The 12,124-nt window shown below is 63.5% G+C and carries 11 protein-coding genes; 6 read left to right on the forward strand and 5 right to left on the reverse strand.

Annotation, left to right across the window (positions count from 1 at the left end; genetic code table 11):
* Positions 1–11: 11 nt before the first annotated feature.
* From AA309_RS09900 to AA309_RS09910, 3 genes are read right to left on the reverse strand one after another with little or no spacing between them, the layout of a single operon-like run.
* A complete protein-coding gene (locus AA309_RS09900; RefSeq protein WP_047188839.1) occupies positions 12–2,816 on the reverse strand; it encodes a DUF4159 domain-containing protein in 2,805 nt (934 codons plus the stop codon).
* Between the two features lie 3 nt (positions 2,817–2,819).
* Positions 2,820–3,746 carry a DUF58 domain-containing protein gene (locus tag AA309_RS09905; RefSeq protein ID WP_047188840.1) on the reverse strand — a complete coding sequence of 309 codons (927 nt, stop codon included), beginning with the start codon at positions 3,744–3,746 and terminating at the stop codon, positions 2,820–2,822.
* A gap of 11 nt (positions 3,747–3,757) precedes the next feature.
* Positions 3,758–4,774: an AAA family ATPase gene (locus AA309_RS09910; protein WP_047188841.1), complete on the reverse strand. Its 1,017-nt coding sequence runs from the start codon at positions 4,772–4,774 to the stop codon at positions 3,758–3,760.
* Positions 4,775–4,972: 198 nt separating this feature from the next.
* On the opposite strand from AA309_RS09910, the gene AA309_RS09915 reads away from it, so the two are divergent.
* The 4 genes from AA309_RS09915 to AA309_RS09930 are packed head-to-tail and all read left to right on the forward strand — an operon-like array spanning position 4,973 to position 7,708.
* Entirely contained in the window at positions 4,973–5,575 is a 603-nt protein-coding gene (locus tag AA309_RS09915) for a DUF1285 domain-containing protein (protein WP_047188842.1), read from the forward strand.
* Entirely contained in the window at positions 5,572–6,210 is a 639-nt protein-coding gene (locus AA309_RS09920) for a CoA pyrophosphatase (RefSeq protein ID WP_047188843.1), read from the forward strand. The genes AA309_RS09915 and AA309_RS09920 overlap by 4 nt, the downstream gene beginning before the upstream one ends.
* Positions 6,207–6,464: a DUF6111 family protein gene (locus tag AA309_RS09925; protein ID WP_047188844.1), complete on the forward strand. Its 258-nt coding sequence runs from the start codon at positions 6,207–6,209 to the stop codon at positions 6,462–6,464. Before AA309_RS09920 ends, AA309_RS09925 begins: the two co-directional genes overlap by 4 nt.
* Complete coding sequence (locus AA309_RS09930; RefSeq protein ID WP_047188845.1) at positions 6,461–7,708, forward strand: CCA tRNA nucleotidyltransferase; 1,248 nt, start codon at positions 6,461–6,463, stop codon at positions 7,706–7,708. Before AA309_RS09925 ends, AA309_RS09930 begins: the two co-directional genes overlap by 4 nt.
* Before the next feature lie 155 nt (positions 7,709–7,863).
* Here AA309_RS09930 and hemF read toward each other — a convergent pair whose 3' ends face one another.
* Complete coding sequence (hemF, locus tag AA309_RS09935; protein ID WP_047188846.1) at positions 7,864–8,760, reverse strand: oxygen-dependent coproporphyrinogen oxidase; 897 nt, start codon at positions 8,758–8,760, stop codon at positions 7,864–7,866.
* 9 nt (positions 8,761–8,769) lie between these two features.
* Positions 8,770–9,249, reverse strand: a complete 480-nt coding sequence (locus AA309_RS09940) for a tRNA (cytidine(34)-2'-O)-methyltransferase (protein ID WP_047188847.1) — start codon at positions 9,247–9,249, stop codon at positions 8,770–8,772.
* 99 nt (positions 9,250–9,348) lie between these two features.
* On the opposite strand from AA309_RS09940, the gene AA309_RS09945 reads away from it, so the two are divergent.
* Complete coding sequence (locus AA309_RS09945) at positions 9,349–11,214, forward strand: ABC transporter ATP-binding protein (protein ID WP_047188848.1); 1,866 nt, start codon at positions 9,349–9,351, stop codon at positions 11,212–11,214.
* A gap of 330 nt (positions 11,215–11,544) precedes the next feature.
* Positions 11,545–12,108: a ubiquinol-cytochrome c reductase iron-sulfur subunit gene (petA, locus tag AA309_RS09950; protein WP_047188849.1), complete on the forward strand. Its 564-nt coding sequence runs from the start codon at positions 11,545–11,547 to the stop codon at positions 12,106–12,108.
* The last annotated feature ends 16 nt before the right edge of the window (positions 12,109–12,124 follow it).

The following is a 12,124-nucleotide window of genomic DNA, read 5'->3' on the forward strand; positions in this document are numbered from 1 at the left end:
CATGGCTCGCCTTACTGCCCCAGCCGCTCGAGCAGTGCGGGCACATGCACCTGGTCGGCCTTGTAGTTGCCGGTGAGTGAGTACATCACGATGTTGATGCCACTGCGGTAGGCCATCTCACGCTGGCGCTGATCGCTGCCGACAACGGGGAAAAGATATTCTCCGCGCGCACCGACAGCCCACGCGGCGGCAAGATCGTTGGAGGTGATGATGATCGGAGATACGCTGTCGCCAGAGCGGGCGGGACGGTTCTCTTCACCCTCTGCCTGAGGCGGTAGAGCTTCGACCCAGGTCTGTCCCGTGGCGTAGCGGCCGGGAAAGGAGTCGAGAATATAGAATGTCTTCGTCAGCACGTGATCTGTAGGCACCGGCTCAAGCTCAGGAATGTCGAGGGTGGCCAACATGCGCCGCAGATACTGGCCTTCGGCACTCACCGCTCCATCGGGGCGATTGTTGAAAGCATCGCGAGTATCGAAGATCACTGTGCCGCCGCCTTTCATGAAGGCGTCGAGCTTACGGATCGCCGCTTCCGATGGAACGGGCCGTGTGGCGACGATGGGCCAGTAGATGAGCGGATAGAAAGCGACCTCATCGCGCGATGGATCGATGCCGATGGGATCGCCGGGGGTCAGCGCCGTGCGCTGCGACAGAACCTGCGTCAGTCCCAGAAGGCCGGCCCTGCTCGCCTCATCGACACCCGTATCGCCAGTGATCACGTAAGCCAAGCGTGTCACAAGTGCGGGGCTCGCGCTCTCGTCAAACCGGCGCGGCCCAAGGTCCTGCGCTCGCACATCGAAGGCGGAGGTAAAGAGCATCATCGATGCGAGAAGGATGGAGGCTGCCGCGCCTGCCTTGCGCAAGCGTCCTGAAAGATTTGCGAGATGGCCACCGAGCCACAGCGAAGCCAGCGTATCAGCAAGAAGCAGGATGAGAGCGAGCATGAAGAGAGGCATGCGCAGATCGATGGTTTGAGCGCCCGCCAGTGGTGCGATCCGTGCGTTGAGCGGAGCGATGTTGAGCAGTGCGAGCTTGTCGTCCGGCAGAAGCGCATTCACGGCGAGACTTGAATCGACGGGACCATAGAAGCCCGGCGGATGCTCTCCTGTAGCGCGCTCGTTATAGTTGCGAGCCACGGCACGGGCATTCGCAGCTGGTGTTGTGAACACGCCGTAGCCATCAAGGGTTAGGCGTGGAGCAACGGTTTCGTTCTCGGCATTGCGCGCCTCCGCATTCACATCGCTCGGCGCACCAGCGAGAGCCGTGATCCGACGCAGCATGTCGACGAAGAGGCCGGAGAGCGGCAGGTTCGACCAGGTGGTGTCGGCGGTTACGTGGAAGAGCACGACGAGGCCGTCGCCACGCTTGTCTGCTGTTACGATGGGCGTTCCATCTGCCAGCGAGGCCCAGGTACGCGAGGGCAGATCGCCATCGGGCTCGGCGAGGATCTGGCGACGGATGCCGATCTCTTCCGGAACTTTCAGGCCAAAGAAGGGGCTCTCGCGCGTGAAGGGTGCAAAGGTTTTCGGCGTATCCCATGAGAGGGATCCACCGAGGCTGCGCCCGCCGCGGCGCAGGCGGACCGGCACGAGCTCGTCATTGCCCGCAGCCAAACGAGAACCCGCAAAGCGGAGCAGCAATCCGCCCTGTTCGACGAAAGCTGCCACCTTGCCGAGCGTTTCACGGTCGAGGCCGCCTACGTCGGCGAGCACGAGGATGGAAACTTGTTCCTCAATGAGCTGGTTCACTGCATCGGCCACGCCGCCGCGACCCATGCGGATTTCCGAATAGGGCGAGAGGGCGCGCTCGATGTAATAGAGCGGTGAGAGAAGCGGCTGCGTCTGGTCGGCGGTGCCGCCGAATACGAGGCCCACGCGGCGACGCTTGCCGCGCTCGTCGAGGAGGTTCACCGCACCGGCGGAACTCTCGCCGAGAATTTCAATGCGGGCGATGGCGTTTCTGATCTCCGTGGGAAGATCGAAGGCAACCGTGGTTTCGGTGGCGTTCGCGTCGAAGGTGAAGCGCATGTCGGCGAGCGGCAGGTTTTTCAGATCAAGCGCCCGCAGCGTGCCGGAATCACGCCCGTTGGGTTCCGCCCTCACGACCCGCGCGTTCAGACGCCCGCTGGCATTCTCGACACCTGCGACCGCAAGCGTGGAAGCACGCTCGGATTTGAGCACTGTGATCCGCCGACCGTCTGCCATTCGTGCCAAGCCGTCGATGAAGCCCTGTCCATCAACGCCGGCAACCCCGTCACTGATCCAAACGATCTGTGCATCAGGCGTCGCGTCCAGAAAACGCCGGACGGATTCGAGATGAGCTGCGCGATCCTGCAGATGCGGCTGCGGCTTCAAGGAGCGCAGACGCTCCAGCGTGGATCCGGGGTCCGAGGGTTCGATAGCGGCAGGCTGCTCCGCCGTGGCAATGAGAGCGACGGTGCGACCGTCGCGGCCAGCCGCCTCGATGCGCTCGGAGGCAAGATTCATCCGATCTCGCCAGTCGTGCGCAGCGGCAAGGCCATTATCCAAGACAATGAGGAGCGGCGCGCGGTTATTGTCCTCTGCCAGCGGATTCCAGATCGGACCTGCCGCAGCAAGGATGAGAAAAGCCGCGAGCAGCAGGCGCATGAGCAGAAGCCACCAGGGCGTGCGGGCCGGTGTCTCCTGTTCGGGGCGCAGATCGGCGAGGATCTTGAGCGGCGGAAAATCCACGCGCTTGGGCTGAGGCGGCGTAATGCGCAGGAGCAGCCAGATTGCAGGCAGAGCCGCGAGCGCCGTCAGGACGAGCGGAACGGTGAAGGTGAGGGGAAGGCCCAGCATGATCTAGCGCCCTCCTACAGCCGCGCCGCGGGAGGCCGACACCAAGGTCATGAGGCGCAAAGCCACCTCGCTGGCCGGTCTGTCGGTGCGATGGATCGTGAAGGTCCATCCCCGGCGGCGCGTCAGTTCCCGCAACTCGGACCGGTGCGCGTCGATCCGCTCGCGGTAGGTACGCCCCCAGGCTTCGGCATCGCCGATGCGAAGGGAAAGACCATCCTCCAGGTCGTGCAAGACAGCCTGACCTTGGAACGGGAAGGTCTCCTCGACTGGATCGACGATCATCACAAGATGGCCACGGGCGCCGCGTGAGGAGATGCCTTCCACGGTGGCTGCGATGTCGCGCACGGGCGAGAGGAAATCACTGATCAGGATGGCCTCGTGCTGCGGCGCGATGGGAGCGCTGGGCGGCAAATCCTCTTCGAGGGAAGCGCGGTCCGCCACCAATGTCTGCGCCATGGTCTCGGCGATCTGCCGGGTCGCGCGCGGTGCCATGAGGCCGAGCATGCCGATCCGCTCTCCTGCTTCCACGAAGCAACTGGCCAGAGCAAACCCCAACACGATGGCACGCTCGACCTTGGGAGCTTGCGCAAGCTCTGAGGAATAGCCCATGGAAGCGGAGCGATCGATCCAGACCCAGAGGGTCTGAGCCGTCTCCCATTCGCGTTCCCGCACATAGAGCCGGTCGTCGCGGCCGGAGCGGCGCCAGTCGATGCGCTGCGCGGCCTCGCCTGCCACGAAGGGGCGGAATTGCCAGAAGCTTTCGCCAACGCCCGCGCGCCTGCGGCCATGGATGCCGTGGGCGAGGTTGGCGGCCACCCGCCTTGCCTCCAGAACGAGGCGGGGCATGCGGTGAGCAAGCGACAGAGCGCTCTCTGTTTCCTGACGCCGCGGCGAGCGGGCGCTCTCGGGAAGGACCCGGACGCGGGCCATGACTGCGATCCTTAACTTGCCAGCCGCGCGGTGAGACGGCCGATGACGCTGCTCAGCGTCTCCCCATCGGCGCGGGCAGAGAAGGTGAGCGCCATGCGGTGCTTGAGAACAGGCTCAGCCAGCGCCATCACATCCGCAATGGAAGGCGCAACGCGCCCCTCGATCAGGGCCCTTGCACGCACGGCCAGCATCAATGCCTGGCTGGCACGGGGGCCGGGGCCCCAGAGAATCTTGTCGGTGACGCCGTCAAAAGCCTCTCCCTCGGGGCGGGCGGAGCGGACGAGATCGAGGATCGCCTCCACCACGCTCTCGCCCACCGGCAGGCGTCGCACGAGGCGCTGGGCGTTCATGAGCGCTTCGGCATTCATGACGGCGACGGGCTTGTGGTCCTCCGCACCAGTGGTCTCGATCAGGATGCGCCGCTCGGCCTCGCGGGTCGGGTAGTTCACATCGATCTGTAAAAGGAAACGGTCGAGCTGCGCCTCCGGGAGGGGATAGGTGCCTTCCTGCTCGATGGGATTTTGCGTGGCCAGCACATGGAAGGGCTGCGGCAGATCATGCCGCTCGCCGCCTACGGACACATGATGCTCCTGCATGGCCTGGAGCAGGGCGGATTGGGTGCGCGGACTCGCGCGGTTGATCTCGTCCGCCATGAGCAGCTGGGTGAAGACCGGGCCTTTCACGAAGCGGAAGGAGCGGCGGCGGTCGGCACCCTCGTCGAGGATCTCGGAACCGAGGATGTCGGACGGCATCAGATCGGGGGTGAACTGGATGCGGCGGGCGTCCAAGCCTAGAACGGTGCCCAGCGTTTCGACGAGCTTGGTCTTCGCAAGGCCTGGGACGCCCACGAGCAGGCCGTGACCGCCCGCAAGCAGGGTGATCAGGGTCTGATCGACCACGTCTTCCTGGCCGAAGATGACGGTGTGAATGGCCTCCCTGGCGCGCCCGACAGTCTCAAGCGTCGCCTCCGCATTGCGGATGATCGCGTCGTCCAGGGCGGTGGGCGCTTGAGACATGCTGGCCGTCATGAGGTCATTCTCCCTCTCGTTGCATACGCCCCCAAACACCTAGTCTGCCTTCTATCCCCATGGAGTGGCAAGAGTCGATCAGCCGCAGCGGGTAGCCGGAGGATTGGACGAAGCTCCTGGGGACTCTATGCTTAGGAACTAGCCGATGGCAGCCCTTCGTCGATCCTCAATGTTCACTTTCTTGTTCACGCTTGCGTCATGACGGATTCCAACACCCCTTCTCCCAGTTCTGCCCTGGCCCGCCTCGCGGAGGCGCTCGGCGCGGAGGCCAAGCGAAAAGGCCTTCCGCCGGTGGAGCGCTGGAACCCGCCTTATTGCGGCGAGATCGACATGCGCATCGCCGCCGACGGCTCCTGGCACTATATGGGCTCGCCCATCAACCGACCCGCGCTTGTAAGACTGTTCTCCACAGTTCTTCGCAGGGACCCGGAGCGCCATGTGCTCGTCACCCCTGTGGAGCGGGTGGGGATCACCGTCGAGGACGCCCCGTTCCTCGCCGTCGAGATGGCGGTCGAAGGGGAGGGGGAGGATCGCCAGATCGCCTTCCGTACGAATGTGGACGACCTCGTGCAGGTAGGATCCGACCATCCCCTGCGCTTCGAGCAGGAGGAGCATGGTGGCGTGAAACCTTATGTGAAGGTGCGGGGCGATCTGTGGGCGCTCGTGACCCGGGCCTTGACCATGGACCTGATTGCTTTGGCTGAGGAGCGGGAGGTCGAGGGACAGAATCTGTTCGGGGTTGTGGTGAAGGGGGCCTTCTTCCCCATCGCTTCGGCTTCCGACCTGGAGGGACTCGCATGAGGGTTGCTCCCCGGGACAAGCCGGATTTCCTGGCGCTGGCTTCCGAGCGGCTGCGCCATGAGCCGCCGCATGTGGAGGATGCGCTTGCCAATCCGCGCGGCGACCACAGCCTCGACAATGTGCCCCTGGCCTATCCCTTGGAGCCCAAGCCCGCCGCCGTGCTGGTGCCTGTCGTGATGCGGGAGGAGCCGGCTTTGCTGCTCACCGAGCGTTCCGCTCACTTGCGCCAGCATTCGGGCCAGATCGCCTTTCCCGGCGGACGGGTCGACCCGTCCGACGAATCGATCCTCGCGGCGGCCTGCCGTGAGGCTGAAGAGGAGATCGGGCTCGACAGTCGCTTCATCTCGCCCCTCGGCTATCTCGATGCCTATCTCTCCACCACCAATTACCTGGTCATTCCAGTCGTGGCGCGGGTCTCGCCATCCTATACGCTCAATCTCAATCACAACGAGGTGGCTGATGCCTTCGAGGTGCCCTTGAGCTTCCTCATGGACCCGGCACGTCACGAGCTTCATTCGCGTGAGTGGAAGGGCAGGCTTCGGCGCTATTACGCGATGCCCTACGAGGGGCGGTATATCTGGGGCGTGACCGCGGGCATCATCCGCAATCTCTACGAGAGGCTCTACACTCCATGACACGCGCGTTCCTGCAGGGATTGGTGCTGTTCTTCCTGCCTTTCGTTCTCTTCGGCCTTTATCTCGTCATCCGCCGTCGCAACGCTCTGGCTTGGTCCTCCTGGAGCGATCAATCGTTCTGGCTCGCCATCGCGGGCCTTGCTATGGTCATCGCCTCGCTCATCGTCACAGGCTTGGTGACCGAGCGTCATACCGGCGCCTTCGTGCCGCCCCACATCGAAAATGGACGAGTCGTCCCGGGACAGTTTCAGTGAGTGAGACCCTCGATCACAAGGCGCTTCTTGGCCTGCTGGAGCGCCCGCAGCTGCGGCGCCTGCTTGAAGCCTTCAACAACCATGGCGAAGAGACGCGTATCGTGGGCGGGGCCGTACGCAATGCCCTGCTCGGCCGGCCTGTCACGGAGGTGGATTGCGCGACCACCATGCTGCCTGACGTCATGGTCAGGCGGGCGCATGACGCCGGGTTCAAACCTGTTCCGACCGGCATCGACCACGGCACTGTGACTGTCGTCGTCGACGGCGAACCCTTCGAGGTCACTACCCTGCGCGTGGATGTGGAAACGGACGGGCGCTATGCGGTCGTGCATTTCGGGCGCGACTTCGTGCGTGATGCAAGGCGGCGCGATTTCACCATCAACGCCCTCTCGCTTGGTCTTGACGGAAAGCTCTACGACTACACTGATGGTGTTGCCGATCTTAAAGAGCGGCGTGTGCGCTTCATCGGCGATGCGCATAAGCGCATTCGCGAGGATTTCCTGCGCATCATGCGCTTCTTCCGCTTCCATGCGGAATATGCGGAGGGTGAGCCCGATGCGGAAGGCCTCGAGGCATCGGGGATCGAGCGACAGGGATTGGCCATTCTCTCAAAGGAGCGAATCCGCCACGAGTTGCTCAAGCTTCTCGTGGCACGGCGGGCGGAAGAGACACTTCGTGTGCTGAGCCATTACGGTTTTCTCACGTGGCTGATTGCCGGTGCCGCCGAGTTCGGGCGCTTCAGCAGAGTGGCTGCGTTCGACAAGGACAACCCGGTTGCGATCTGGCGTCTCGCGGCGCTTGCCATGATGGTCGAGCAGGATGCGGATCGCCTGCGCGAGCATCTCAGGCTCTCGAATGACGAGCATAAGAAGCTCGTGACCTATGCGCGGTTGCTTGTCGTTCTGAAAACCTGGGCCTTGCCGCTCGATGCAAGCGCGATCCGCCGCCTCGTGGCCGATCATGGCGTCGAGACGTTGAGTGCCGTTCTCGCCGCCATCGATGGAGAGCCTTCACCCCACATCAATGGGGATGCGTTGAGCGCCCTTGAGCGCTATCGAAGCGGTGAGGAGAGCTTGCCGGCTTTCCCTTTGCGTGGCGCCGATCTGGTGGAGCGCGGTATTCCGAAAGGGCCGAAGGTCGGTGAGATCCTCGGCTTAGCTCGTCAAGCCTGGCTCTCTGAAGGATGTCGGACGGATGAGTCTTACGCGAAGGATTTGTTGGAGCGGATTTTGGCTCGCGCCTAAACACTAAGTCATGGCCGGGCTTGTCCCGGCCATCCACGTCTTAAGGCCACCTCAAAGGCATGGATCCCCGGAACAAATCCGGGGACGACGGAGGAGAAAAGGCAGTCACATGGTCCCGGATTCTGCTTCGCTGTCTCGGGATGTGTGCTTGTGACCTACGGCCACCTCACCGTTGGCGGCATCGAAGACAGGATCGAAGCGATGTTGCCGCCGGTCTTCAGGCCGAAGATCGTGCCGCGATCATAGAGCAGGTTGAACTCGACATAGCGGCCGCGGCGTATCTGCTGCTCGAAGCGGTCTCCTTCCGTCCAGTTCTTCGTTACATTGCGGCGCACGATCTCGGGATAGATCTTCAGAAAGGCCTCGCCCACGTCCTTGGTGAAGGCAAGGTCCTCGTCCGGATTTCCGGTCCAGTGGTAATCATAGAAGATGCCGCCGATGCCGCGCGGCTCATGGCGGTGCTTGAGATAGAAATACTCATCGCACCACTTCTTGTACTTCTCATAAGAGCCTTCAGGCGCATGGCGACGGCAGGCACCCTCCATGGCGGCATGGAAACCGATGCTGTCAGGATCCTCCTGCGTGCGGCGACGGTCGAGCACGGGCGTGAGATCGGCACCGCCGCCGAACCAGGATTTCGTCGTCACCACGAAGCGCGTGTTCATGTGAACGGTAGGCACATTCGGGTTCCATGGGTGGGCGATGAGCGAGATGCCGCCGGCCCAGAAGCGCGGGTCCTGGTCGGAGCCCGGAATCTGGCCGCGGAACTCCGGAGCGAACTCGCCATGCACGGTCGAGACATGCACGCCCACCTTCTCGAATACACGGCCCCGCATCATGGACATGACGCCGCCGCCACCCGGCGCGCCGCTGTGGTCCTTGCGCTCCCAGGGCGTGCGCTCGAAACGGCCGGGCTCCGAGGCCTCCGAGGGCAGGGGAGCCGTGACTTCGTCCTCAAGCTGCTCGAAGGCGGCGCAGATCCGGTCGCGGAGAGAGACAAACCAGAGAGGGGCTTCGATCTGCAGGCGCTCGATATCGGCTTTGTCGGTCATGGGGTCGCCTCAGCTTTCAATAGGGGTGGGATTAGGGAAGGCCCCCGTCTGCCGCAAGGCTTCGCCGAGGATCATGGCCGCGGTGACGGCCACGTTGAGCGAGCGCATGCCCGCCTGCATGGGCACAATGATCCGGGCATCCGCAGCCTCATGGACCTCGTCCGGCACGCCGGCAGACTCGCGACCCACCAGGATGATGTCCTCAGGCTCATACCGGAAATCGGTGTAGGGCACGGCGCCTTTGGTGGTCGCCAGCACCAGCCGGCCCTGTCCCTCGCGCCGCCATTCCTCGAAGGCACGCCAGGAAATGTGACGTGTGATCGTCACGTGATTGAGGTAATCCATCCCGGAGCGGCGCAAGTTCCGGTCCGACACGTCGAAGGCCGCAGGCTCGATGATCTCGACCGGCACGCCGAGGCAGGCGGCCAGGCGCAGCATGGTGCCGGTGTTCTGCGGGATGTCCGGCTGGAAAATGGCAAGACGAGGCATGGCATCGTCATCGGGGCAGGCGCGGCCGACGTCAAGTGAACGCTTTCGGTCCCGCCCGTGTTAAAGCTGGGGACTTGAGAACAGGAATCGGGGAAGGGAATGTTCCGGTGGCTGGAAAAGCGGGTTGATCCGTTCGCTCCGTTCAATGAGAACGAGACGCCGCCGAACAGGGTGGGGAGCTTTACCTGGCATTATCTCAAGCCGGTGCGCTTCTGGCTGGTGATCCTCTTCTTTGTCGCGCTGACCGTCGGCCTCTTCGAATCATCCCTCTACATTCTGCTGGGCTGGCTGGTGGATATCCTGGCCAATTCCACGCCGGACCGGGTCTGGGCCGAGCACGGCGCCACCCTGACGATGATGGCGGCTCTCGTCGTTTTTGTCAGGCCAGCCCTGAATTTTGCGCATGAGCTGATCTCCAACCAGGTGATCATCGCGCAGAGCACCAACATGATCCGCTGGCGGACCCATGTTTACACGCTGGGCCATGCGGTGAGCTATTTCCAGGCCGATTTTGCGGGCCGCCTCGCCAACCGCATCATGCAGGGCGGCGGCGCAATCCGCAGCATTGCGGTGACTCTCATCGATACGCTGCTCTACGTGGCGATCTATGCCGTCACGGCCCTTGGAGTCTTTACAAGCGTCAGTCCCTGGCTTGCCTTGCCCATGGGGCTCTGGATCATAGGCTACATCGTTCTCCTGCGGTTCTTCGTTCCTCAGGCGAAGGAGCGCTCGCTCAAGGTGGCCGATACCCGCTCGGCTCTCGTGGGCAGGGTGGTCGACAGCTACACCAATATCCTGACGGTGAAGCTTTTCGCCCGAGGGGCCGAGGAGCGCTCGGCCGTCAAGGAGGCGGTGGGGGCCAACACGGATGCCTTCCTCCATTCGTTGCGGCTGAACTCCACTGTCTCGGGCCTTCTGTCCGTCATGAACAGCCTGCTGCTTGCCGCCACTGGAGGCCTCTCGGTGCTCCTGTGGAGCCGGGGCGTCATGACGAGTGGTGAGGCGGCGTCCGGGCTTGCCCTTGTCATGCGTATCCTCGCCATGTCCGGCTGGGTCATGCACACGGTTCGTGACGTGTTCGAGAATATCGGCACGATCCAGGAAAGCATGCAGACCATCGCCCGCCCGCATGGCCTGGTGGACGTGCCGCAGGCTCCACACCTGAAGGTTAGCCGGGGCGAGATTCGCTTCGAGGACGTGTCTTTCCATTATGGAAAGGAAGGCGGCGTCATCGAGGGATTGAGCCTCACGATCCGCGCCGGCGAGAAGGTCGGACTCGTCGGCACCAGCGGCGCGGGCAAGACCACCATCACTTCTCTTCTCCTGCGCCTTCATGACGTCGAGGGCGGGCGTATCCTCATCGATGGGCAGGACATCTCCAAGGTGTCCCAGGATTCCCTGCGTTCCTCCATTGCCGTGGTTACCCAGGACACCTCGCTCCTGCACCGCTCGATCCGGGACAACATTGCCTATGGCAGGCCTGGAGCCACGGACCGGGAGATCATCGAGGCGGCCCGCCTCGCCCATGCCCACGACTTCATCATGGGACTTGAGGATCACCGCGGACGGCGCGGATATGACGCCCATGTGGGCGAGCGGGGCGTGAAGCTCTCCGGCGGTCAGCGCCAGCGCATCGCCGTTGCCCGCGTGATCCTGAAGAATGCACCCATCCTGGTGCTGGACGAGGCCACCTCCGCCCTGGATTCGGAAGTCGAGGCAGCGATCCAGGAATCTCTGGCGACGCTCATGGAGGGCAAGACGGTGCTCGCCATTGCCCACCGCCTCTCGACCATTGCGGCGCTCGACCGCCTCATTGTTATTGAGGAGGGACAGATCGTGGAGGAGGGGAGCCACGCGGAGCTGCTTCGGGCCGGTGGGCTCTATGCCCGACTCTGGCGGCGCCAGTCGGGTGGCTTCCTTGGGGCACGGGAGGGAGAAGGGGCTCCGGAGCCGGTGTCGCTCTAGAGCCTCGCACGTGAGAAATGGACTTGCACTTTTGGGATTGATCCGATGCTCATTCTTGAGAGCAGCGCATCGTTGGACGCGGAAAACCGGGGCCACTTTTCGCTGACGCGGCCCTTCGGGTCCGCATGATGCGCTAGGAAACAGGTTGGAACATCTCCAAACCGCCTATGGACAGCGGGGCGTGGCCGTGCCAAAGAGCCACCGCGCGGCGACTCCCAGTCGCATTGCGTGCGCGTTGACGCGTATGCTTGTTCCTTCGAGCTAGGAACTGGCGTGCCGAATGCCTTGTCTCGCAAGGCATTGAAGACGTGCGGTTCTCGTTTTTGTTCAATGCTGGAGAGCCACGTGGCCGAGACCACCACTCATGTCGCTGAGCCGACACGGCGCGATTTCCTTTACATCGCCACGGGCGCAGCCGCCGTTGTCGGCGGAGCAACCCTGGTATGGCCCTTCGTTCAGTCCCTGGCGCCCGACGCGGCGACGGTGGCTGCAGGTGCCCCCGTCGAAGTCGACCTGACCCCGATCGCCGAAGGGCAGATCGTGAAGGTCTTCTGGCGCGGCAAGCTGATCTTCATCCGCCACCGCACGGCCGAGGAGATCAAGGCGGCCGAGGACGTGAACGTGGCTTCGCTGCGCGATCCGCAGCCTGATTCCGCTCGCGTGAAGGAAGGCAAGGCGCAGTGGCTCATCGTCTATGGCAACTGCACCCATCTGGGCTGCGTGCCGCTCGGACAGCAGGGCGAATATCACGGCTGGTTCTGCCCGTGCCACGGCTCGGTGTTCGACACCTCCGGTCGCGTCCGCGGTGGTCCGGCTCCCATCAATCTGCCGATCCCGCCCTACACCTTCGCGTCCGACACGAAGATCATCATCGGCCAAGAAGCCACGGCGTAACCCAAGCGACGATCAG

The sequence above is a fragment of the Microvirga vignae genome, from assembly GCF_001017175.1.
GTDB lineage: Bacteria > Pseudomonadota > Alphaproteobacteria > Rhizobiales > Beijerinckiaceae > Microvirga > Microvirga vignae.

Bases quoted from the DNA above. Each gene is read 5' to 3' on its own strand.
- AA309_RS09900 (WP_047188839.1), bottom strand. From the start codon at position 2,816: ATGCTGGGCCTTCCCCTCACCTTCACCGTTCCGCTCGTCCTGACGGCG.
- AA309_RS09905 (WP_047188840.1), bottom strand. From the start codon at position 3,746: ATGGCCCGCGTCCGGGTCCTTCCCGAGAGCGCCCGCTCGCCGCGGCGT.
- AA309_RS09910 (WP_047188841.1), bottom strand. From the start codon at position 4,774: ATGACGGCCAGCATGTCTCAAGCGCCCACCGCCCTGGACGACGCGATC.
- AA309_RS09915 (WP_047188842.1), top strand. From the start codon at position 4,973: ATGACGGATTCCAACACCCCTTCTCCCAGTTCTGCCCTGGCCCGCCTC.
- AA309_RS09920 (WP_047188843.1), top strand. From the start codon at position 5,572: ATGAGGGTTGCTCCCCGGGACAAGCCGGATTTCCTGGCGCTGGCTTCC.
- AA309_RS09925 (WP_047188844.1), top strand. From the start codon at position 6,207: ATGACACGCGCGTTCCTGCAGGGATTGGTGCTGTTCTTCCTGCCTTTC.
- hemF (WP_047188846.1), bottom strand. From the start codon at position 8,760: ATGACCGACAAAGCCGATATCGAGCGCCTGCAGATCGAAGCCCCTCTC.
- AA309_RS09940 (WP_047188847.1), bottom strand. From the start codon at position 9,249: ATGCCTCGTCTTGCCATTTTCCAGCCGGACATCCCGCAGAACACCGGC.
- AA309_RS09945 (WP_047188848.1), top strand. From the start codon at position 9,349: ATGTTCCGGTGGCTGGAAAAGCGGGTTGATCCGTTCGCTCCGTTCAAT.
- petA (WP_047188849.1), top strand. From the start codon at position 11,545: ATGCTGGAGAGCCACGTGGCCGAGACCACCACTCATGTCGCTGAGCCG.